The sequence below is a fragment of the Pseudomonas sp. LB3P25 genome (assembly GCF_054897985.1).
This window is the reverse complement of sequence record NZ_CM142711.1, coordinates 3,390,374-3,413,431: the sequence shown is the minus strand read 5'-3', so window position 1 is coordinate 3,413,431 and position 23,058 is coordinate 3,390,374. Positions and strand designations below refer to the sequence as shown.

Below are 23,058 nucleotides of genomic sequence, written 5' to 3'. Positions count from 1 at the left end.
AGCAGGCTCGCTCCCACAAGGGTTGCGCTGAACCTGTGGGAGCGAGCCTGCTCGCGATGCTTCTAATGGCTCCCCGGATTCGCCCGCAGATGTGCAACCTTCTGTTCCAACCCTTCCCAACCCGGCGCATTTGAAGCAAACCGATTACGCAAATACGCCGCCAGTTCCGCCACCTGGGTATTGGACAGGCTGTCCTTGAAACCGGGCATGTAGCCCAGGTCCTTGGTGGCCGGTGCATCGATGCCTTGCAGGATGACCTTGATCAGGTTGTCCGGTTGATCGCTGTGCACATTGGTATTGCTCGCCAGAGACGGACTCACACCAAACAGTTTCGGCCCCAGGCCATCCGCGTGACAGGCCTTGCACGAACCTTCGAACACCCGCTGGCCGTTGCTCAATGACAGACTCGCGAGCGGCGACGGCCGGATGTCTTTCTCCACCACTTGCGCTTCAGCCTGCGCGTCGTTGAGTGACGCCAGGTACACCGCCATCGCCCGGATATCCGTCTTGGGCAATTTCGCCAGTTCACTGACCACCGGCCCCATGGGCCCGGTCGCCACGCCATGGGCGTCGGAATAGCCGGTGCCGAGATAGTCGAACAGCTGATTCTCCGTCCACGGCGTTGGCGCTTTCGACAAACCGTTCAATGCCGGCGCTTCCCAGCCATCAACCATGCCACCAGCCAGGAAAGATGCACCGCCCTTCTCCGCGCCCATCAGGTTGCGTGGCGAATGGCAGGCGGCGCAGTGCCCCAAACCGTTGACCAGGTAAGCGCCGCGATTCCATTGCTCGCTACGTCCTGGCTGAACGCTGATCTCGCCCCGGCGCAGAAACAGCGAATTCCACCCGGCCATCAACGGCCGCAAATTGAACGGAAAACGCATGTCGTTGGCTGTCGCGGGTTGGCTGACCGGCGCTTGCGACATCAGGTACGCATACAGCGCCTGCATGTCGGCATCGTTGATATTGCGAAACGCGGTGTAGGGAAACGCCGGGTACAGATTGCGTCCGTCGCGGCCGATGCCATCGCGCATTGCCCGTTCGAACGCCGGGTACGACCAACTGCCGATGCCGGTCTTCACGTCGGGCGTGATGTTGCTGCTATAGAGCGTGCCGAAGGGTGTCTGCATCGCCAGGCCTCCGGCATTGGTCGCGCCACCTGGCGCGGTATGGCACACCGCGCAATCGCCGACGGCCGCCAGCAAACGCCCGCGCTCAAGGGTTGCCGCCGACCAGGTGCCAGCACTTGGTGGCGCAATCGGCGCGATTTCACCGTGAAACGGCCAAGCGGTGGCGGCCATACCGAGCACCGCGCCGAACGCTGCAAACAGAGAACCGAACAGCCACTTCGAGCGTTTGGTCGGCGATTTCGGTGGCTCGTCACAGGTGCCGGCGTTCAACGCCGCCAGCACCCGCTCCGGGGTAATTGGCAGTTCGCGAAAACGAATCCCGGTGGCGTCGTAAATGGCGTTGGCAATCGCCGCCGCGCTCGGCACCGAGGTGGATTCACCGGCGCCCATGGGCGGCTGGTCCTGACGCGGCATCATCAAGACGTCGATCTGCGGCACCTCAGGGAAGGTCAGGATCGGATAACCGCCCCACTCCTTGCTGGCGACGGTGGACTCCTCGAAAGTCACCCGCTCCTTGAGCACCCGACTGGTGGATTGAATGACATTGCCGTGGATCTGATGCTGCACGCCCGCCGGGTTGATCATCATCCCCGAGTCATGACCGATCACCACCCGCGTGACGGACACATCACCGGTCTGGCGATCCACCGCCACGTCCGCCACCCACGCGGCCCACGCCGCACCAAAACCGGGGAACTTGCTGTGGATGTAGCGCGCATAGGCAAAGCCGCGACCACGCAGGAACTGATCGTCGTTCGGGGTTTGCATCGGCGCGGTGCGCGGGGTCCAGGCGGCGCGCTCGGCGGTGGATTTCACCAGGTCGATGGCGCGCTCATCGCGCAGATAACGCAGTCGGTATTCCACCGGATCGACGCCCGCCGCGAACGCCAGTTCATCGATGTACGACTCGTGGGCGAAGGTGTTGGGCAGCGCCGACACCCCGCGCATCCACGAAGCCCGGACGATCGGTGCCATGTCATTGATGGTCACGCGCATGTGTTCGAAGTCATAAGGCGGGATCGACGTGCGATCGCCCATCTCGAACATCGCCGCCACCGGCTCGACCCGTCCGGTCAACAGCAAGGCCAGAGTCGGCGCGCCGTTGGACGGGTAGCTGGTCTGGAAATCGTAAGCAGCCACACCGCCATCGGCGTTCAAGCCGCCGTCCACGTCCATCAGTTGCGCAGTGCCCTTGGGTTCCCACAGGTGCTCCTGCTCCCGAGTCAATTGCACCCGGACCGGTTTGCCCACGGCGCGGGACAACAGCAAGGCATCGGCGCAGACATCGTCGGCACAGTTACGCCCATAACAGCCTGACGCTTCCATGCGAATAATCTCAATCGATTCTTCCGCACACTCCAGCAACCAGGCGAGGTCCGCTCGCAGCAAATGCGGATTCTGGCTACCGGACCACACGCGAGTGCCCGACGGCTGATAGTCCGCCACTCCACAGGAGGGGCCGATGGAACCGTGCATCTGATACGGCCACAGATACGTGCGCGACAGGCGCTGACTGGCCCCGGCCAAGGCGTCGTCGACGTTGCCCTGGTCGAGAACGACACGCTGCACTCGCGGGTTATCGCGAATGGCCTGCTCGACATTGCTCATGTCGGGCAACTTGTGATTCCAGGCTTTCCACGTGATTTTCAACGCCTGGGCAGCCTTGATCGCCTGCTCTTCGCGCAGCGCCACCACCCCGACGAAATCACGAATCACCACCACCGCCACGATCCCGGGTATATGCGCGATGGAAGACTCGTCGACGTCCAGCAGGCTGTTGCCGACGAAGTCGCCACAATCGAGCCCGGCATAGGGCGGGCGAATCACCCGGCCGTGGAGCATGTCCGGCACCCGCATGTCGTGGACGTAAGTCAGTTCGCCAGTGGCCTTGGCCGGAATATCCACCCGCGCGGCGCCCTTGCCGACCAGCCGATAGTCTTCGGCAGGCTTGAGTGGCGCGGTGCCTGAGAGGCGCAGTTCTACGTGGTCACCGCGCACCAGATCGGCGTAGGACGTGGTGCGTCCGTCCACTGCGACAATCACCCCGGCCTCGACCCTCAGACTGCCCGCCTCCACCGACCAGCGCTCTGCTGCCCGCTCCAGCAGAAAACGCCGGGCCTCGGCAGCCGCATTGCGCAATGGGATCGCGGAAATCTGCAGGGTGGCGCTGGCGATAGTCGCACCCTGATTGGGCACACGCTCGGTGTCGCCCAGCACCACGCACACCTGCTCCAGTTGCAGGTCCAGTTCTTCGGCGACGATCTGCGCCAGCGAAGTGCGGATACCGGTGCCGAGGTCGACATGCCCGTTGAAGGCATACACCCGTGCGTCATCGCTGATGGCGATGAACAGCCCAAGCTCCTTGGGTTTGATCAGCGGCGTACCGCCTTTGGCCACCGGGCCGGATGGCGGCAGGATGTCGTCGACGATCAGCAGAACGCCGGTCTTGGCCAGCCATTGGTCGCGAGTGGGGATTGCGTCAGTCATGGTCATCGATCCACGTTCAAGGCGTTTGACGGGCGGCACGCAGCACCGCGCGGAGGATTTCGATATGGGTGCCGCAACGGCAAAGGTTGGCCGACAGCTCGTTGCGAATCTGGGTTTCGCTGGGGTGCGGGATGCGGTCGAGCAAGGCCTTGGCCGTCATGATCATGCCGTTGAGGCAATAGCCGCATTGCGCCGCCTGCTCGTCGATAAAGGCTTGTTGCACCGGGTGCGGATTGGCGCGGTTGCCGAGCCCTTCGAGGGTGACGATCTGCCGGTCGACTGCGCCAGCCAGCGGAAAGACGCAGGAGCGCGCCGCCACACCATCGATGATCACCGTGCACGCGCCGCACTCGCCCAGGCCGCAACCGTACTTGGGGCCGTTGAGTTGCAGGTCATTGCGCAGGATCAGCAATAACGGCGTATCCGCCATTGCGGTGACGGTGGTGGTATGGCCGTTGACCTCAAGCGCTACCGTGATTTCCTGGCTTGTCATTCGCTTCGCCTGCTTCAGTTGATGAAGTATCCACTACACCAAAAGGTCGAAGAAAAGGTCGCGGGCCAGCATCAGTTTGTGGCGTCGCGACACACTCGAGTGGTGAAGTGGTTACTACATGAAAAGAGAGCAAAAACAGTGCCAAAGGCCGAACGGGCTGATCAGTCCTGTGGGTCGTCGATCATTTTGCGCAGCAAAAACAGCACGGCGACCCGCTCTGCCGGGTTGAGGTTGCTCATGGTCAGCTCAGTGATTTTCCCGGCACAAGGCACGGTTTGCTGCACCAGTCGATCGCCGGCTTCGGACAGGCCGACAATGACTTTGCGCCGGTCCTGCGGGTCGGGTTCAAGGGTGATCAGTTCCCGGGCCTTGAGCCGCTCGACGATGCCGCGAATGGTTGCCTGGTCCACGGCGGTGGCTTTGACCAGTTCAGTCAACGAACTGGGGCCGTGATCACGCACGGCGCACAGGGTAACGAACTGCACCGCGGTGAGCTGGGAGTCGCCGACGTTCTGCTGAAAAATCGCCATGTGCCGTTGATAGGCCTTGCGGAGCAAATGCCCGACTTGTTCGGAGAAAACGTAGGAAAAATCAGGAGTTTCTGACACGACAGGCTCGAAAGGGGAAAAGTGGTGGGAAGGCATGATGGACAGGTTGGCGGGTGGACTCAAGAGCGGTTTGGGCAAACACCTGAACCGCTTTTCGTAGGAGCAAGGCTTGCCCGCGATAGCGCACTTGAGATCGCCATCGCGGGCAAGCCTTGCTCCTACAGGTTTCAGCGTTTCAGCAAACACATACACATTTGATTTCAGGGGACTCGGGACGCCTCAGGTGCGACCACGTCCCCACCGATCACTACCGCCAAATCATCCAGATACACATCGCAATGGCGCAGTGGAATATCCAGGTGACACGGGGTTTTGCGGGTGCCACCGACTTCGGTATTCGGTCCGGTGGAGAACAGGAAGTTGCCGTAGAACGCCCGAGCATCCATGCACATGCCATCGTTTTTGTCGTGCAACCCCATGGCCGTCCACTGCGCCCGTGGCTGCAAGCCCCAGCCAATGTGGGAGATGCCGTAGACCTCGGGATCGTTGAAGTACTTCATGTAGTCACGCAGGTATTCGGCCTCAAAACCGCCATGGATCGAGGTGATGAAGCCCTTCTCGATTTCCAGGGTGATCTTCTCCCGGGTGTAGTTCTTGAACGGCAGCAGAATGTCGCCGACATCCAGCACCAACACGCCCTCGGCGGTTTCTTCGTTGGGCCAGGAGAACAGAAAGCCGCTTGGCCAGTGGTCCCAGCGCCCCGGCTCATCGGCGAATCCGTACTCGGTGACGGAAGGATATTGCCCCAGCGCGGCGCGGAAATTGCTGCCGGCGCGGGAGGTGACATGGATTGATTTGGCCTGTTTGAGCACTTGCTCCGCCGTCATTACCCGCACCTTGTCAGCCTCGGTCGGCAGCATTCGCGCCAGGACTTCCGGCGGTTCGACGGCCAACAGAATTCGCGTGCCAGTCTTGAGGATCTGCTCCTGTTCCGGCGAGTGCAGCAGCATCATCGTGTCGACGATCAAGTCTGCCGCTTCCAGCGCCCGCTGCGCCGCGATATTGCCGGTCAACGCGGTGTCGCCGCAGTAAGCCGTCATGTCATTGCCCATGGCGGTTGGGTGGTTGAACGAAGGCAATTCCACCGCATAGACCTTGGCCCCCAGCCGCTGGGCTGCATCCATCGCGGCGCGCACGGTGCGCGGGTTCGAATAGTGGCTCTTGAGCACGGCGACGCTCTGGGTCGGGTCGACCTTCGACAGCTTCAACACGTGTTCGAACATCTGGGTCAATTCGCAATCGCTTACCGGCATTTTCCTGTCTCCTCAATCGCCTGCTGCGCACCAAGTCGAGGCGCCTCGCCTCACTCTAGTGCATTTTTATAGCGTATACGCCATTTGTTAACGATAAGACCCTAAAAGCAGGCTGACTGCAAGCGCCAGACCACAACGTTACAAACCCACACATATCCACTATTTACGGGTTACATATGGTGACTACAGACAAACAAGCCTGAAAATTATTTTTCCCCAGCCGCTCTTTCTTTTTAAAGAATATAGCGTATACACTTTAAAAACCTAGCGGCGACACAGCCAGCGACCATTCGAAGAAGAGGAACAAGCCCCATGGCAAGAACACAGAAAATCGCCATCGTCGGTGCGGGTCTGGGCGGTGCAGCCGCTGCGACGCTGCTGCAACAAGCCGGGTTTGAGGTGGACATCTACGAACAGGCACCTGAGTTCTCCCGCCTCGGCGCCGGGATTCACATGGGTCCCAACATCATGAAAATCTTCCGGCGCATGGGCATCGAGCAACAGCTCGACCTGATGGGTTCGCACCCGGATCACTGGTTCAGTCGTGACGGCTTGAGTGGCGATTACTTGTCACGCATCCCGCTGGGGGATTTCGCTCGCAAGGAATACGGCGCGTCCTACATCACCGTGCACCGCGGCGACCTGCACGCCCTGCAAATGTCGACGATCAAACCCGGCACCGTGCACTTCAACAAACGCCTGGAAACCCTCGAAGAAACCGACAGCCAGGTGCGCCTGACCTTCAGCGATGGCGAAGTGACCTACGCCGACATCGTCATCGGCGCCGACGGCATCAATTCGAAGATTCGTGAAGAGTTGCTCGGCGCGGAAAAACCGCTGTACAGCGGTTGGGTGGCACACCGCGCGCTGATCCGTGGCGATCAACTGGCCAAATACGATTTGAAGTTCGAAGACTGCATCAAGTGGTGGACCGAGGACCGGCACATGATGGTCTACTACACCACCGGCAAGCGCGACGAGTACTACTACGTCACCGGCGTGCCGCACCCGGAGTGGGATTTCCAGGGTGCGTTCGTCGACAGCAGCCGCGAAGAAATGTTTGAGGCGTTCCAGGGGTATCACCCCACCGTTCAGGCGCTGATCGAGTCCACCGAAAGCGTCACCAAATGGCCGTTGCGCAACCGCAACCCGCTACCGCTGTGGAGCCGTGGGCGACTGGTGTTGCTGGGTGACGCGTGCCACCCGATGAAGCCGCACATGGCCCAGGGCGCCGGCATGGCCATCGAAGACGCCGCGATGCTCACCCGTTGCCTGCAGGAAACCGGGCTCGGGGATTACCGCACTGCGTTCGAACTCTATGAAGCCAACCGCAAGGAACGCGCCTCCCGCGTGCAGTCCGTGTCCAACGCCAACACCTGGCTTCGCACCCAGGAAGATCCGGCCTGGGTTTACGGCTATGACCTGTACGCCCAGCCGCTGAAATCGGGGGTAGCCGCGTGAGTACGTTCATCCATGGCGGTAACGTCCAGGCCAACGGCATTCGCCAACACTACCTGCGCTACGGCGGCAAAGGCCCGTCGCTGGTGTTGATACCCGGCATCACCAGCCCGGCGATCACCTGGGGGTTTGTCGCGGAACGACTCGGCGAGCATTTCGACACCTACGTGCTCGACGTTCGCGGTCGCGGCCTCTCCTCCACCGGGCCCGAGCTGAACTACAGCGCTGACGCCTGCGCCGACGACATCGGTGCGTTCGCCCAAGCCATGAAGCTCGACAACTACCACTTGGTCGGTCATTCCATGGGCGCCCGTTTTGCCGTGCGCAGCGCGGTGCGGCATCCGGCCGGCGTGAACCGCCTGGTATTGATCGATCCACCGGTGTCCGGCCCTGGCCGGCGTGAGTACCCGAGCAAACTGCCGTGGTACGTCGACTCGATCCGCCAGTCCTTGATCGGGATGGATGCCGAGGCGATGCGCGCCTTCTGCGCCACCTGGACCGAGGAACAATTGCAACTGCGCGCCGAGTGGCTGCACACCTGCTACGAGCCAGCGATCGTCAGGGCTTTCAACGATTTCCATGAGGTGGACTTCCATCAGGACCTGCCGAAACTCCAGGCCCCGGCGTTACTGATGATCGCCGGCCGTGGTGGTGTTATTCAGCCCGAGGACGAAGCGGAAATCCTCGACCTGCAACCGAACATTCGCAGTGTCCACGTCGAAAACGCCGGGCACATGATTCCCTGGGATGACCTCGACGGCTTCTTCAGCGCCTTCGGTGATTTCCTTGGCCCACGCCTGAACTAATCGAATCCGGAGACTTTTATGCTCACGCCTTACCGCATCGGCCAGATCGTGCCGAGCTCCAACACCACCATGGAAACCGAGATCCCGGCGATGCTCACCGCGCGTCAGTTGATCCGCCCGGAACGCTTCACCTTTCACTCCAGCCGCATGCGCATGAAGCAAGTGCGCAAGGAAGAGCTGGCGGCGATGGACGGCGAATCCGACCGCTGTGCCGTGGAATTGTCCGACGCCAAGGTCGACGTATTGGGTTACGCGTGCCTGGTGGCGATCATGGCCATGGGTCTGGGTTATCACCGCCAATCCGAGCAACGGCTGCGCAAGGCCACCGCCGATAACGACGGCAACGCGCCGGTCATTACCAGCGCCGGGGCTTTGATTGAAGGCCTGAAAGTGCTGGGCGCCAAACGCATCGCTATCGTCGCGCCGTACATGAAACCCCTCACCGAACTGGTGGTGGATTACATACGCGCAGAAGGCTTCGAAGTCGTGGACTGGCGCGCACTGGAAATTCCCGACAACCTCGCCGTGGCCCGTCACGATCCGGCGAATCTGCCGGGCATCGTGGCCGGCATGAACCTGGAAGGCGTCGACGTGATCGTGCTCTCGGCCTGCGTGCAGATGCAGTCACTGCCCGTGGTGGCGCAAGTCGAAGCGCAAACCGGAAAACCGGTGCTCACCGCCGCCATTGCCACCACCTACGCCATGCTCAAGGCCCTGGACCTGGAACCGATTGTTCCCGGTGCGGGCGCCCTGCTCTCCGGCGCCTATTAAGAGGTGAGCGACATGAGCGAACAAACCGCCAACGACAACTATCAGGGTGTGTGGGGCCAGCGCATCGGTTTCGGCCAGAAAGCCGCGTTGCTGATGATCGACTTCATGCGCGGCTACACCACCGAAGGGGCGCCGCTGTTCGCACCCGGCGTGGTCAGTGCCGTGGCCGAAAGTGTTGAGCTGTTGGCTAGCGCCCGTCGTCAGGGCATCCCGGTGGTGCACACCAATATCCGTTACCATCCCGGCCATTTCGCCGACGGTGGCATCTGGGTTAAAAAAGCCCCGGTGATGAAAGACATGGTCGAGGGCAACCCCTTGGCGGCGTTTTGCGATGAGGTATTGCCCCTGGAGGATGAAGTGGTGATCAGCAAGCAATACGCCAGTGCCTTTTTCGGCAGCAGCCTGGCCCCGATGCTGCACGCTCAAGGCATCGACACCGTGGTGCTGGCCGGTTGCTCCACCAGCGGCTGCATTCGGGCGACAGCGGTGGACGCCGTACAACACGGTTTTCGCACCATCGTCGTGCGCGAGTGCGTCGGCGACCGGCATTCGGCGCCCCATGAAGCCAACCTGTTCGATATCGACAGCAAGTACGGCGATGTCGTCAGCAAGCAGGAGGCGATCGCCCACTTCGAAAAAAGGTAATGCGTGCCACGAGAACCACGCCATAGAGCGTAGGTCTTGTCGGGTTTAAGCCAGGCGTTGTCTGATCGGAAGGTCTTGCAGACCTTATCGCGAGCAGGCTCGCTCCCACAGTGGATCGCGGTCGAATGTGAGAGCGAGCCTGCTCGCGATGAGCGCAAAGCGCTCCTCTTGAACAACCCTGGCCAAAACCCAAACGAAAAAAACTGAGCCCAACTCGCCCACGAGCGAGCGCCCAGTCTTCTGACACTGCCTTTGGACGTCGCTTGCTACAGCGCGCCAGAGCGCTGGAAAAAAGCGGCTGTATAAAAACCATAAGTCACCGCCAGGAGACACCCGATGCCCATTGCGAATGCAGCACCTGCGACCACGGTCGCCGACCCGATTCAAGCGCTTTACCACAAGATCACCTGGAAGCTGATCCCTTTCCTGTGCTTCTGCTACCTGGCCGCGTACCTCGACCGGATCAATATCGGCTTCGCCAAACTGCAGATGCTCGATCAACTGCACTTCAGCGAAACCGCCTTCGGCCTCGGTGCCGGCCTGTTTTTTGTCGGCTACATCCTGTTCGAGGTGCCGAGCAACCTGGTGCTGGAGAAAGTCGGTGCCAAGATCTGGATCGCCCGCATCATGATCACCTGGGGCCTGCTGTCGGCCTGCACCATGCTCGTAACGTCCACCACTCAGTTCTACATCCTGCGCTTCTTGCTCGGTGCCGCCGAAGCCGGTTTTCTGCCCGGCGTTCTGTATTACCTAACGACCTGGTTCCCGACCTATCGACGGGGCCGCATCATCGCCTTATTCATGATCGGCCTGCCGCTGTCCAGCGTCATTGGCGGCCCGCTGTCCGGCTGGGTCATGGGCTATTTCGATAACTTTGGCGGCCTGCATGGCTGGCAATGGCTGTTCCTCATCGAAGCGGTACCGAGTGTCATGCTGGGCGTGCTGACCTTCTGGGCCCTGCCCAACAATTATCGCCAGGCCAAATGGCTCAACGACGATGAAAAAAACCTGCTGGAGCAAGAACTGCGCGCTGATGAGGCCAGTGGCGGGGACAGCAAACACAGTTTTCGCGACGGCTTCTTCAACCTGAAAGTCTGGATGCTCGGCGGGATCGACTTCTCGATCCTGCTCAGTGCCTATGCCATGGGTTTCTGGATGCCGACCTTCATCCGCAATGCAGGCATCGTCGACACGTTCCACATCGGCGTACTCACGGCGCTGCCGAGCATCGCCGCGTTGTTGGGCATGCTGTTGATCGGCGCCAGCTCCGACAAACACCGCGAACGTCGCTGGCACATCATCGTGCCGTTTCTGGTGGGCGCCGCCGCCATGGCCAGTGCGCCATTCTTCGTCCACAACGTGGTGGCGACCGTGGCACTGTTCGCCGTCGCGTCGGCGGCGATCATCGGCGCGGTGCCGGTGTTCTTCAGTCTGCCGGCGACCTTTCTCAAAGGCACCGCGGCGGCCACCGGCTTCGCCCTCGCCTGCTCGTTGGCGAACATCGCCGGGCTGGTCAGCAACTCGCTGATGGGGGTCGCCATCGACGTCACCGGCAGCAGCGCCGGCGCGCTGTGGTTCTTTGCCGGCTGCCTGATTCTCAGCAGCTTTCTGGTGATCGCCTTGCCGGCCAAACTGGTCAACCGCTGACCCTGTAGCAGCTGGCGTAGCCTGCGTTCGGCGGCGCAGCCGTCGTTGATCGGCCCACCGCGATTTATCGGATACACCGCGGTGACTGGTTTTACGACGGCTGCGCCGCCGAACGCAGCCTTCGGCAGCTGCTACAAAGGCCCTTGAACATCCATTCTCAGGTGAATTTCCATGCAAGGTTTCATCAAACGCTGTGCTCTGCTTGTCGCTGCCGGCCTCTGTGCCGGTTCCCTGCAAGCGGCGGAAAAAGTCATCTTCGACACCGACTTCAACGTGCTCAACGATGATGGCCAGGCCTTCATCATGCTCGCCCAACTCCACGCCCAGAAACGCATCGACCTGCTCGGCATGACCCTGGTCAGCGGCAACGCCTGGGTCGACCAGGAACAGGTGGATGCCCTCAAGGCGGTAGAGCGGATGGGTGTGGAAAAGGACGTCGGCGTGTATTCCGGCGCGGCCTACCCGTTACTTCATGACTTCGCCACCTACCCGCAGGAAAAAGCCCTGTTCGGGGCCGGCTGGCCGGGTGCTTTCAAGGCGCCGCCTCCGACGTCCGCCGCGCAACTGATCGCCCCGCCGGATGGCCTGGCGAATCACACCGCATTGCGCAAGGAAACCGCCGCCCAGTTCATCGTCGACAGCGTGCGCGCCAATCCCCATGAGGTGACGTTGCTGGCGGTCGGCCCGCTGACCAACATCGCCCTGGCCATTCGCTCCGCCCCTGACATCGTGCCGTTGATCAAACGTATCGTGTACATGGGCGGGGCCATCGAGATTCCGGGCAACACCACACCGGCCGCCGAATTCAACTGGTGGTTCGACCCCGAGGCGGCGAAGATCGTCCTGCGCTCACCCATCGAACACATCATTTTCCCCAACGATGTGTGCGAAAAGGTCACCTTCGATGCCTCGATCTACCAGCGCGTCATCGCCCGGCCGGGACCGATTGCCGATCTGTACACACACGAATTCGCTCCGTTGTTCAGCAAAGACCCCGGCTATCACAGTTTTACCTGGGACAGCCTGCCGGCCCTGTTTCTGGTCGAGCCGGGCATCGTCACCGAATCCCGCGAGTTGTGGGTCGATGTCAATGCCCAGTTCGGTGCCGACTACGGTCGTGCCCTGGGTTACAAGAAAAGTCCACCGGTGGGCACGCAAAAAGCCAAGGTGGTGTTTGCCATCGACCAGAAGCAGTTCTGGGATGATTATGTGAATCTTGTGACCTTGCCGACGCCGGTCAAAGGCAGCTGATGCCGCGCCGCTCATGAAGAAGTGACAGCTTGCGGCGAACCCCTCACAGTGAGCGTGGTCGCACAGTTGAACCGCTGAACGTTGCTCAAGGGTCGAGCCGTCAGCGGTTCGGTCCCTTTTCTGTCGAGAACCCTTCATGCGCAGACTCCTCGCTTTATCCCTCTCGTTGCTGTTGCTCTCCCTGAGCGCCTGCGCCCTGTTCCCCAATCGCGACCCGCTGAACATCAACGTGGTCGGCATCGAGCCGTTGCAAAGCCAGGACATGGAAGTACGCTTTGCCGTGAAAATACGCGTGCAAAATCCCAATGAAACCGCGATCGACTACAACGGCGTGGCCCTGGACCTGGAGGTCAATGGCCAGCCACTCGCCTCCGGTGTCAGCGATCAATCGGGCTCGATTGCACGCTTTTCCGAAACTGTGCTGACGGTGCCGGTCAGCGTTTCGGCGTTCTCAGTGCTGCGTCAGACACTGGGCCTGAGCAAAACCCAAACCCTCGACAACCTGCCCTACACCCTGCGCGGCAAACTCGCGGGCGGCGTGTTCGGCACCCTGCGTTTCGTGGACAGTGGCAAACTCAGCCTGCCAACGTCGACTACCGGCACCTGGTAAGTCACGACCCAAGGAGCGACAACAAACATGGAAGCCACACCCACGCTCTACACCGAACGCCTGATCCTTCGTCCACTGGAATGGTCCGACGCCGACGCCATCCAGCAACAGTTCCCGCACTGGGAAGTGGTGCGTTATCTGAACGCCCTGGTTCCTTGGCCGTACCCTGCCGACGGCGCACTGACCTATCTACGTGACATCGCGTTGCCGGCGATTGCCGCCGGCAAAGAGTGGCACTGGTCGATTCGTTTGAAGTCGGCGCCTGAGCAACTGATCGGCAATGTCAGCCTGATGGATGAACAGGACAACAACCGTGGCTTCTGGCTAGGACCAAAATGGCAAGGCCGGGGCTTGATGACCGAAGCCGGTGCGGCCGTCACCGAGTACTGGTTCGAAACACTCGGCCGGTCCGTGATGCGGGTACCGAAAGCGGCGCCCAACATCGGCTCGCGCAAACTCTCGGAACGTACGGGGATGCGCCTGATCCGCAGCGATGAGGGCGACTTCGTCAGCGGGCGATTCCCCAGAGACCTTTGGGAAATCACCCGTGAAGAGTGGCTGCAACAACACTGAAAATCCAATGTGGGAGATCCAATGTGGGAGCGAGCCGGCTCCGGGCGGCGTTCCGACGAATGCGCTGTGTCAGTCACATCAATATTGGGTGTGCCGCCGTCTTCGCGAGCAGGCTCGCTCCCACAGGGGTTATGTGTTGAAACGGACGCCAGGTTTGGCGCGCTCATCTACTGTCAGTTCGAAGACATCCGGGCGCGCGTAGTGCCCGACCACGTCGTAGTCGTAACGGGCGCGAATCAAATCATCGGTGTCGATTTCTGCGGTAAGCAAACCGGCGCTGTCACGCAGGGGTCCCGCCAGAATGTCGCCCATCGGCCCGACGATCACGCTGCCACCGGCGATCAACGGCCGGTCCGCCGGCCAGTTGGCAACCTCCACACCCAAGGCGCGCGGTGAATCCTGAACCTGACAGGCGCTGACCACAAAGCAGCGTCCTTCATGGGCGATATGGCGCATGCTGACCTGCCACATTTCCCGCTCATCCACCGTTGGCGCGCACCAGACCTCCACGCCTTTGGCGTACATCGCGGTGCGTAGCATCGGCATCATGTTTTCCCAGCAAATTACCGCACCGATCCGCCCGACCTGACTGTCGATCACCGGCAACGTCGAGCCATCGCCTTTACCCCAAATCAACCGCTCGGTGCCGGTGGGCATCAGTTTACGGTGCTTGGCGACGAGCCCGGCCTGCGGATCGAAATACAACGCGGTGCAGTACAACGTGCTGCCGGCGCGTTCGATGACACCGATCACCAGGTTGGCGCCGGTGCGCGCTGACAGCCCGGCCAACGCTTCGGTTTCCGCGCCCGGCACGTCAATCGCATTGGCGAAATACCGGGCAAAGGCTTCACGCCCTTCCGGCAGTCGATAACCCAGTTGCGTACCAAAGCCCTCGCCTTTGGGATAACCGCCGAGCAACGCTTCAGGCATGACCACCAGCGCAGTGCCGGATTCAATAATCGCGCTTTCCCAGGTAAGGATCTGTTGCAGGGTCTCGGCTTTGCCGCCGGGTAAAGAGCCGATTTGCAGTGCAGCAACGATTGACTTGGGCATCGCAGTAACTCCGAAAGCAATGAGGTGTTGCTCATTCTCAGACGCGACGGGATCATGAATAAAGCCCCGTTCACTGCTGAATGATATAAACCAAATGAATATCGCCACCGTCGATCTCAACTTACTGAAAGTGTTCGAAGCGCTGCACGAAGAGTCCAGCGCCAGCCGGGCCGCGTTGCGTCTGGGCGTGACGCAATCAGCCGTCAGCGCCGCACTGCGAAGGCTTCGCGAGGTGTATGGCGATCAGTTGTTCGTGCGCACCGGCCGTGGACTCGCGCCCACACTCAGGGCCAACCAGTTGAAACCGGTGGTCAGCGATGCCCTGAACAAATGCCGGCAGAGCCTGGCGATGGTCGATCCGGCCGCCCACCATTACGACGGGCGCTCGGTGACCGTGGGTATGTCCGATGATTTCGAAATTGCTTATGGGCGCCGGCTGATCGTGGAAATCGCCCGCGTCGCGCCGAAGCTCCGGCTGATCTTCCGTCAGACCCACAGCCAGATCGTCGCCCAGGCGTTGATGGAACGCAGCATCGATCTGGCGATCACCGCAGGCGGGTTTGCCGAGCGTTTGCTCAGCCGCCAGGTGCTGGGAGAAGGCGGTTATCTGTGCCTGGTGGACCCGCTCAGCCTGGCCGAAGGACAGCAGACCCTTAGCCTTGATGAGTTCGTCGCCCGCGAACACATTCTGGTGTCGTCGGGTGGCTTTATCGGGATCACCGATGAGGGGCTGGCGGCGCTGGGGTTGACTCGGCGGGTATGCGCTTCGACCACACACTTTGCGGCATTGCCGCACTTGCTCAAGGGCAGTCAGGCCGTGGCGACCATTCCGGCCCATGCGGCCCAAAGCATTGCAGCGCTCAGCGGACTGGCACTGCTGCCCTGCCCTCTGGCGTTGCCGCGATATCCGATCGAACTGGGCTGGCGCACCAGTACGCAGCTCGATCCGGTGGTGCTGAAAGTACGGGAAGCGATTGTCGCGAGCTTTGCGAGCGCGTAGGAGCTGCCGCAAGCTGCGATCTTTTGATCTTGTTTTAAAAAAGCAAAATCAAAAGATCGCAGCCTGCGACAGCTCCTACAGAGATGTGTGTCGAGTTCAGGTTACTTGGCAGCCATGAGGCGATTGATCTCGCTGCGCACCATGTTCGCGAACTCCGGGGGCGACATGCCGTCCAGTTCGGCACGGACCCACTCGGACCATTTGCCTTTGCGCTTGGCGCGTTCGCCGAACAACCGCGCGGCCTCGCCCTTGGACTTGCCCAGGTTGCTTTGCCAGAGGTCGAACAGACGGGATTTCTCATCTTCCAGCGCAGCGCGCTCGGCAAGGGGTTTGTCGGCCAGATTGAAGCTCATGGAAGTTACCTGCTGCGTAAAATAGGCGACATCTTACACTGTAGGAAGAAATGTCCGACTCAGGATTTTTCTTCAGGGTTGGGTCAACGGGAAAATCCACTGCAACTTTTTCGCTGACGACAGACTCCATTGTTCACTGTCCATTTACCTGCAAGGAGTACCCCAATGGCCCGGAAAACCGCCGCACAAGTCGCTGAAGATCAAATAAAGGATCAGGCCTTCAGCGAACTTCAGGCCCTGATCGAAGAGTCGGAGAAACTGCTCAAAAGCAGTGCCTCGCTCGTCGGTGAGGAAGCGGACACACTTCGTGGGCAAATCGCCCAGAAACTTCAGCAAGCTCGGGATTCCGTCACCCGCGTTCGTGACCGGACCAAACCTGCGGTCGAAGCCACTGAAACCTACATCGGTGGTCATCCGTGGCAAACCGTGGCGATCTCTGCGGGTTTCGGCCTGGTGGTCGGTTTGTTGCTGGGCCGGCGGTAAGCGATCGATAAAAAAGGCGAGCACGTCGCTTATGCCAGTCAGTTAAACCGTAACGCGATCTGTAGCAGCTGCCGAGCCCGCGAGGCTGCGTTCGGCTGCGTAGCAGTCGTAAAATCAGTCATTGCAGTACGTCAGGCATACCGCGTCAGCCGGACTCACGACTGCTTCGTCCGAACGCGGCCCGAACCGAACGCAGCCTCGCGGGCTCGGCAGCTGCTACAAAGAGTGTCGTGGCTGAAATCACTTAACTGATTGGCATTAAGCACGCAGCCGCCTTTTTCATGCCCGGGTTTTATGTAGACCTCAGAGCCCGGCCAATTCCCGCAAACTCGCCAACGTCTGAGCATCGAGCCGGATGCCTTCGGTGCTGGACTTGGCCCGCTGGTAGTGACGTCGATCACCTGGTAGACGCTTGAGTCCCACACCGTGCATCTGCCGGACCAATTCCTGGCTGCGCTCGGCAAAGTTCTGGCCGGCCGCCTTGCTCGGGTCAATCACAATCAACAGTTGGCCCGTCCACGGCGTCTTGGCGCCCGGATGGTTCGACCAATCGAACTCGAAGGAAAAATTGCCGCCGGTCAACGCCGCCGCCAACAGCTCCACCATCATCGACAGCGCCGAACCTTTATGCCCGCCAAACGGCAGCAATGCGCCGCCCTCAAGAATCGCTTTCGGGTCCTGGGTCGGCTGGCCGAGACCGTCCACCCCCATGCCCGGCGGCAAACGCTCGCCCTTGCGGGCGGCGATCTGCACATCGCCATGGGCAATGGCGCTGGTCGCCAGGTCGAAAACAATCGGATCGCCGTCAGCCCGAGGGGCGGCGAAAGCAATCGGGTTGGTCCCGAACAGCGGACGATCGGCACCGTGCGGCACCACGCAGGTCATGCTGTTGACCACGCTCAGCGCGACGAGCCCTTCATAGGCGAAGGGCTCGACATCCGGCCACAAGGCGGCGAAATGGTGGGAATTACGAATCGCCAGCACCGCAATGCCGGCACTGCGGGCCTTTTCCACCAACAGTGCGCGTGCTGCCGCGAGGGCCGGCTGGGCGAAACCATTGCCGGCGTCGACCCGGATAAAGCCCGAAGCCACGTCCTCGACCACCGGCACGGCTTGGCCATTGACCCAGCCGCTCTTGAGCGTCGACACGTAACCGGGAATGCGGAACACGCCATGGCTATGGGCGCCATCGCGCTCGGCACCGGCGCAGTTGAGGGCCAGTGTCCTGGCCACCTCGGCGGAGGTGCCATGGCGCTGAAAAATCTGCTCAAGCAAAAGAACGAGCGCGTCGAAATCGAGCGTTTGAGTGTTCGAACTGACGGCCATTTCGGGCGTTGCGGTCATCTGAAGCTCCAGTTTTATTATTGAGTACGGGCAACAGGGTGAAGCGAGGTTGCAGGGCAACCCAAAACAGTTGTCGATTAAGCGCTGTTTTACCGTCGTCCTGTCAAGTCTCGACAGCCTGTTCGGATCAAGCAATATGTACCGCACCCGAGCCTTCCACTGGCCGTACTGTTTTTCCTCAATCCAACGGCATGCGATTACCCGCCGATCGCAGCACATCGAGGAAAAACCATGATTGCTCCCCCACTGCCGTATTTTTTCGACGAAGCAGAACGTGCATCCAATGCCAAACAGCCCGGTGATCGCGAGAAAGCGCTGAATTTCACGCTGGATGACCTGAAGTGGTTGAAGGGTGTTTATCTACCGACCCATGAAGCCCGTACGGCCAGTACCAACACCCAGCCCATGTACGTAGATCAGCTGCTTTTAAGCGTGTCTGATATCCCCTTGGCCGGCGCCTTTGCCATGAGCCGGCCCAAGAATGGAGAAGTCACGCTCTACACACCGTGGAAAGGCCTGATCAAATTCGCGGACATGGGCGACCTCAAAAGCAAGCTCAAGGAGTGGTTGGCGCAGGCCACCGACAAGCGAGAACTACTGCGCTTTCTCTCCATCGAACAACGCAACGCTTTACCCGCCGCCACTGCGCCAGACATTTCCACGCAAGCAATCGAAGGTGCGGTATTCCAGGACCAGAAGCTCACCCTCGAGCGCAATCAGGCTCAGAACATCAAGACGATGATGGGCGAGCTGGTCAAGCTGCCAACACTGCAATCGATGCTGGACGAGACCCTCAAGACCGCGTTGCACAAGCCGTTCCCCAAACTGGACCAGCGCCTTACTCGACTGAAGAACATCGTCAATACGATTTCAGCCTTCGACGGCAGCGACTACCAGCACACGCTTTCCTCGCAGTCACTGAGCGATGCCCTCCTGCATTACTACCTGACCAACCAGTGGCCGACTGGCGATTCCAGGGTTTTTTCCAATCCCGTACACAGTGTGAGCAGCGACACCGATAACCAGGCCTGGGAAAGCGCCATAAAAGAGATCGCGCAAAGTTTTACACCTCACTTGCAAAGCCTGCTCAAGACGTTCTGGAACACACCGATGAGCAACGGACAGTCACGCTCGGCGTTTTTTACCGAGGGTTTGCGCGACACCTTTCACGTGAAACTTTTACATCAGCGTCAGGATCGTGTTTTAACGACGCCGGAATACCTGCGACTGATGAATGTCAGCCTCGAACCTGCCACCGACGATCCTCTTCGTATCGAAAAAGTGCGTGTCACCGCCCCCTTCAAGCATTACGCGGAGCTTGCCTCAACCTTGATGATCGGCAGTAGCGACACCTTGGGCTTTCTGCACACCCAGTCCAGAGGCATCGAGGCAACAAGCGACCTGCCCGCTGTCAGGAAAATCGTCCTGGAGATGATGAAAAGCGAAGGGCATGAAGACACGCTACTCAACTTCATGTCTTTGGATGAACGCGGCACGTTTCTTTCGTTGGAGCCGGATGAGCGCGTCATTGTCGGTGCACCGATCATCGGCCCGGTGTTTGAGCATTTGATGGACGACATCCTTGGCAAACAACAGGAGAACCTATCCCACGCGCTGAGCCGTTACCGTCAAAGCGAAGGTACACAGGATCCCCATGCCTTGATCGACAAGGCACTGGATGTCCGGGGACTGATCGATGACCGACTGCTGGCTGCCGATGCTGCAGGACGTTGGAGTACACACGCCGACCAGCGTTGGAGCGCGCAACCGGCCACCGTGCGTGCCGAGTCGGCCAAAGAGCAGCTGGCACGACTCTCCTCCGTTGAGCAGGCGCTCGACCAACTCCTCGAAAACCACCCGGTCATTCCCGCAACAACCCGCACTGTTGCCGAGGTGCAGCTCATCGTCAATTCGTCGCTCGGGAGCTTGCAATCGAGTTTCACTCACACCCTGTCAACGGCATTGCGCAGTGAATTGAAGTTGCACACCGTCACACGCACCCTGGGTGCGACGGAACAGGCAATCATCAACACCGTGCTCGATACCCCGGTACGCTTGCAGCGAGCTGCATTGAACGGTTTTCTGCCGGACGTATTTTCCTTGGCGCTGAAGGCAGGCGACGCTACGGCCCCGTTGAAACTGGCCAGTTGTTTTGTGTTGACTGAACGAGGAGGCCTGGACCCGTTGCATTCGGGCAAGGCGATTTTGTGGACGCCTGCGTTGGGATTTGAACCCTACAAGGCATTGGTACCGTTGCTGACCGAGCTGGGACGGCGCCTCAAGGACGACGGTGCTCGCACCACCCTTCTGGAGAACCTTGGTCGTAGCGAGCGATTGCCTGGTCAGACTTACACCCTGGCGCCACTGCAGCGAATAGATGAGCATTTTCTCGATCACGTGCAAAGACCCTATGTCCAACTGGACGAGGCGTGCGTCACCCGTGCGCTGGCCACGAAGCTGCCCGAGACGAACCTGGCCAGTCTTCTGAAGCTGGTGGCACTGCGTCAACCGATGACGGGGTTAGACCGTGCGACGGACATTGCCCAATCCCTGACGACCCAGCAAAAACTGCCGGCATGGCTGGCCAAGGCGTCCATTCAAGACCAGGTACTGCATGCGGAGTTGCTTCAGCAATACCTCAACAACATCACCGACAACCAGGACTACCTCACTGGCATACGCTCCCTGGCGCGCACGGCGCACCATGAACTTGAAAAACAACTCAAGGCTGACACCTTCGACATCGATCCGGACCATGTCCAGATACGGATCGACAAACGTTCGAGGTCTGCGGCCAGCACCCTGACCCTGACCGACTTTGCACTGACCCATTTCAAGGATCTGGATAAAACCCATTTCAAACTGGTGTCGCTTGATAGCACCGAGATTCCCGAGAAAATGGACCAAAGCTACATCAGAGAACTGATACGAAACTTGAAGTTGGGCGAACATCAGCAGAAAACATTGAACGAAGCCTTGGCAGACACCCAGGCGAACGCAACGGACCGCAGGAAGCGGTTTTACACCCAATTACCCTGGCAGCTAATGCATTACGCCCACACGGAAAAACTGCAGGAGCGCCTGAGCGAGACGGGGTTTGATCTGATTCAGCAAGTCATGGACATGCCCGACGCCATCGCCCGCGCGGCAGTCGACGGCGCCCACGCGATCATCCGCCCACTTGAGTTCCTGGGCATCAAGAGCAAACAGACGATCAAAGTGCCAGGTGTCTATCTGATCGGCTCATCGGCCGATAGCACCGCGCCACAGGTCCTCGTCGCGCCTCACAGCCCTCGCCACGGGGTGAAAGAATATGAAAACGAAAAACAATTGCTGACAGAGCTGAAGACCCGCGGTTCGCTGCTCGATTGGGTACTCATGAATCTGCCGCAAGCTGACCGGATACTGCTGGAAAACCGAATGGCGACCAACAGCCCCCGTATCGCCAGGGCCGCACCGCCGGCCAACGATAATCGCGAAGCCGATGTCACATTGGCGTCCAACCCGATCAAGGGGAGTCTGTTCAAGCACTTGTTCGATGATAACGCTGCGCTGCTGGCCCGATTGCTCGTTTGCCAGTCCGATGACAAAACGCAAGGCGAATGGGCAACCATCAAGGACGTGCTGGGCGAAGACCTGCGCGAGGCATACTCGCTCTTCATCGGCAAACTCGCCTACCCCATCACCGTGTGGCGCAGTTATCGCGAGATCAAGCAATCCGCCGAAGACCTTCAAACGCACAAATGGGGGCCCGCGCTAAAAGAATTCATCAGCGGCATTGCACAACTCGCCACGTTGCGACAATCGCTGCAAGCGCAAGCGAAGCCATCTTCTACGCCAAGCGCACCTGCGCCAGAAACGCCCGATACCCGGTTCAAATGGCAGAACATTGACATTACTGCACCCGAGCGTACGCAGTTGAAGCGTCATGAAAGCATCGATGTCGATCTGGATTCGCTCACACTAGATAAAAGTCTTGGGTTCTATACCCATCCGACGACAAAAAAAACCTACGCACCGGTTGAGGGAAAGGTATACCCGGTCGCAAAGTTCGGCACACGCTGGCGCATCGCTGACACAAAAATTCGTGGTCCTCGGCTGAGTCAGAACGTGTCGAAACAATGGGTTCTGGATAGGGAAACGCCAGCGCCCCGTTTCAGTATCGGCCATCGGTTGCGCACCGCATTTTCGGTTTGGAAAGGCATGAACGTCGAAGCCAATGGAATGCCCGAAATCCGTCGACTGTTTCCGCAAAAGGCTCGTCAGATTGACGAAGCGCTGGACTTGGCAACCACCTATGCCTGGAACTGCTTTCGAAACCTGCAATTGCTGAAGTCTTCCGACAAGACGGTTACCCCCGTGCATCAACTCATCATGGATTTTATTGATGTGCCGCAAGTGCAATCCGCGCATGTGGAGCAGCTTGAAAAAGTCGTGAGCGACATTTTTGCGGCCTTGTTGGACCCCTCACTCAGAAAGCCGAAGACCCGTCGTTTTGCAGTCGGCAGGCTGGTCAGTGGCGCGGCATCTTCATTCGGTTTCACCGTTCCAAAGGATGCAAAGCGGAAAATTTATCTGGCAGAAAAGTTTTTCGACACCGGTTACGACCTCTACCGCCCACATCTTGGCGACCCTGCCTTTCCTATCAACGCCCATGCTCGAGCAGCAACCCTTATTCATGAGCTTTCCCATATTGTCTGCGACACCGAAGACATTGCTTACCTCGATTCCGGCAGACCATTCTCCCATCTGATTGAAACGACCAGCGCAACCGCCAGTGACCTCAAGGAGGCGTTGACCACCCTTCAGGACACCGCACTCTCGATCAAGACACCCCTGACTCAGCTGTTCATGACCGAGGATGCTGATACCGGTGTATGGGAGGATCTGGGCAGCACTTCTTATGAAAATACTGATCGGGTAAAAAAACATATATTGACCTTGACCGGCGAAGAAAACCTGAGCGGTGCCCGCAAAATTTTCAAGAGAGATCCACTGGTCAGGCTCAAGGTACAACTCGGCAACGCCGACAGCGTTGCATGGCTAATCAGCCATTTGGGCCGCCAACTGCACGCCAGCACCCCGTGAATCAG

General features: G+C 59.7%; 18 protein-coding genes. 11 read left to right on the top strand and 7 right to left on the bottom strand.

What is annotated here, in order from left to right; all coding sequences use genetic code 11:
• Positions 1–62: 62 nt before the first annotated feature.
• The 4 genes from ACYZTW_RS15450 to ACYZTW_RS15435 all read right to left on the bottom strand — a co-directional run bounded on the left by ACYZTW_RS15450 (position 63) and on the right by ACYZTW_RS15435 (position 5,971).
• On the bottom strand, positions 63–3,617 hold the full coding sequence (locus ACYZTW_RS15450) for a molybdopterin cofactor-binding domain-containing protein (protein WP_462005598.1): 3,555 nt from the start codon (positions 3,615–3,617) through the stop codon (positions 63–65).
• 16 nt (positions 3,618–3,633) lie between these two features.
• Complete coding sequence (locus ACYZTW_RS15445; RefSeq protein ID WP_462005596.1) at positions 3,634–4,110, bottom strand: (2Fe-2S)-binding protein; 477 nt, start codon at positions 4,108–4,110, stop codon at positions 3,634–3,636.
• A gap of 161 nt (positions 4,111–4,271) precedes the next feature.
• Positions 4,272–4,754: a MarR family winged helix-turn-helix transcriptional regulator gene (locus ACYZTW_RS15440; RefSeq protein WP_462005765.1), complete on the bottom strand. Its 483-nt coding sequence runs from the start codon at positions 4,752–4,754 to the stop codon at positions 4,272–4,274.
• 164 nt (positions 4,755–4,918) lie between these two features.
• The gene (locus tag ACYZTW_RS15435; RefSeq protein WP_462005595.1) at positions 4,919–5,971 is read right to left on the bottom strand and encodes a 2,5-dihydroxypyridine 5,6-dioxygenase; all 1,053 of its coding nucleotides are present in this window, start codon (positions 5,969–5,971) and stop codon (positions 4,919–4,921) included.
• 312 nt (positions 5,972–6,283) lie between these two features.
• Between ACYZTW_RS15435 and ACYZTW_RS15430 the strand changes: the two genes are divergently transcribed.
• The 8 genes from ACYZTW_RS15430 to ACYZTW_RS15395 all read left to right on the top strand — a co-directional run bounded on the left by ACYZTW_RS15430 (position 6,284) and on the right by ACYZTW_RS15395 (position 13,732).
• Positions 6,284–7,432: an FAD-dependent monooxygenase gene (locus ACYZTW_RS15430; RefSeq protein ID WP_008149895.1), complete on the top strand. Its 1,149-nt coding sequence runs from the start codon at positions 6,284–6,286 to the stop codon at positions 7,430–7,432.
• Entirely contained in the window at positions 7,429–8,235 is an 807-nt protein-coding gene (locus ACYZTW_RS15425; protein ID WP_462005594.1) for an alpha/beta fold hydrolase, read from the top strand. Before ACYZTW_RS15430 ends, ACYZTW_RS15425 begins: the two co-directional genes overlap by 4 nt.
• Positions 8,236–8,253: 18 nt before the next feature.
• Positions 8,254–9,006, top strand: coding sequence for a maleate cis-trans isomerase family protein (locus ACYZTW_RS15420; RefSeq protein ID WP_462005593.1), 753 nt, complete (start codon positions 8,254–8,256; stop codon positions 9,004–9,006).
• A gap of 12 nt (positions 9,007–9,018) precedes the next feature.
• A complete protein-coding gene (locus ACYZTW_RS15415; RefSeq protein ID WP_462005592.1) occupies positions 9,019–9,651 on the top strand; it encodes an N-carbamoylsarcosine amidohydrolase in 633 nt (210 codons plus the stop codon).
• Positions 9,652–9,987: 336 nt separating this feature from the next.
• Positions 9,988–11,298 carry an MFS transporter gene (locus ACYZTW_RS15410; RefSeq protein WP_462005591.1) on the top strand — a complete coding sequence of 437 codons (1,311 nt, stop codon included), beginning with the start codon at positions 9,988–9,990 and terminating at the stop codon, positions 11,296–11,298.
• 171 nt (positions 11,299–11,469) lie between these two features.
• A complete protein-coding gene (locus tag ACYZTW_RS15405) occupies positions 11,470–12,549 on the top strand; it encodes a nucleoside hydrolase (RefSeq protein ID WP_462005590.1) in 1,080 nt (359 codons plus the stop codon).
• Between the two features lie 136 nt (positions 12,550–12,685).
• Complete coding sequence (locus ACYZTW_RS15400) at positions 12,686–13,159, top strand: LEA/WHy family protein (protein WP_462005589.1); 474 nt, start codon at positions 12,686–12,688, stop codon at positions 13,157–13,159.
• A gap of 27 nt (positions 13,160–13,186) precedes the next feature.
• Positions 13,187–13,732: a GNAT family N-acetyltransferase gene (locus tag ACYZTW_RS15395; protein WP_462005588.1), complete on the top strand. Its 546-nt coding sequence runs from the start codon at positions 13,187–13,189 to the stop codon at positions 13,730–13,732.
• Positions 13,733–13,861: 129 nt separating this feature from the next.
• Here ACYZTW_RS15395 and ACYZTW_RS15390 read toward each other — a convergent pair whose 3' ends face one another.
• On the bottom strand, positions 13,862–14,785 hold the full coding sequence (locus tag ACYZTW_RS15390) for a carbon-nitrogen hydrolase family protein (RefSeq protein ID WP_462005587.1): 924 nt from the start codon (positions 14,783–14,785) through the stop codon (positions 13,862–13,864).
• An 85-nt stretch (positions 14,786–14,870) separates the two neighbouring features.
• Between ACYZTW_RS15390 and ACYZTW_RS15385 the strand changes: the two genes are divergently transcribed.
• The gene (locus ACYZTW_RS15385; protein WP_462005764.1) at positions 14,871–15,785 is read left to right on the top strand and encodes a LysR family transcriptional regulator; all 915 of its coding nucleotides are present in this window, start codon (positions 14,871–14,873) and stop codon (positions 15,783–15,785) included.
• A gap of 101 nt (positions 15,786–15,886) precedes the next feature.
• Here ACYZTW_RS15385 and ACYZTW_RS15380 read toward each other — a convergent pair whose 3' ends face one another.
• Positions 15,887–16,138: a hypothetical protein gene (locus ACYZTW_RS15380; RefSeq protein WP_282379433.1), complete on the bottom strand. Its 252-nt coding sequence runs from the start codon at positions 16,136–16,138 to the stop codon at positions 15,887–15,889.
• 165 nt (positions 16,139–16,303) lie between these two features.
• Here ACYZTW_RS15380 and ACYZTW_RS15375 point away from each other — a divergent pair, with 165 nt between their 5' ends.
• Positions 16,304–16,621, top strand: a complete 318-nt coding sequence (locus ACYZTW_RS15375; protein ID WP_056739945.1) for an ElaB/YgaM/YqjD family protein — start codon at positions 16,304–16,306, stop codon at positions 16,619–16,621.
• Between the two features lie 303 nt (positions 16,622–16,924).
• On the opposite strand, the gene ACYZTW_RS15370 is transcribed toward ACYZTW_RS15375, so the two are convergent.
• A complete protein-coding gene (locus ACYZTW_RS15370; protein WP_462005586.1) occupies positions 16,925–17,965 on the bottom strand; it encodes an Ldh family oxidoreductase in 1,041 nt (346 codons plus the stop codon).
• 231 nt (positions 17,966–18,196) lie between these two features.
• Here ACYZTW_RS15370 and ACYZTW_RS15365 point away from each other — a divergent pair, with 231 nt between their 5' ends.
• Positions 18,197–23,053, top strand: coding sequence for a dermonecrotic toxin domain-containing protein (locus tag ACYZTW_RS15365; protein WP_462005585.1), 4,857 nt, complete (start codon positions 18,197–18,199; stop codon positions 23,051–23,053).
• Positions 23,054–23,058: the final 5 nt, after the last annotated feature.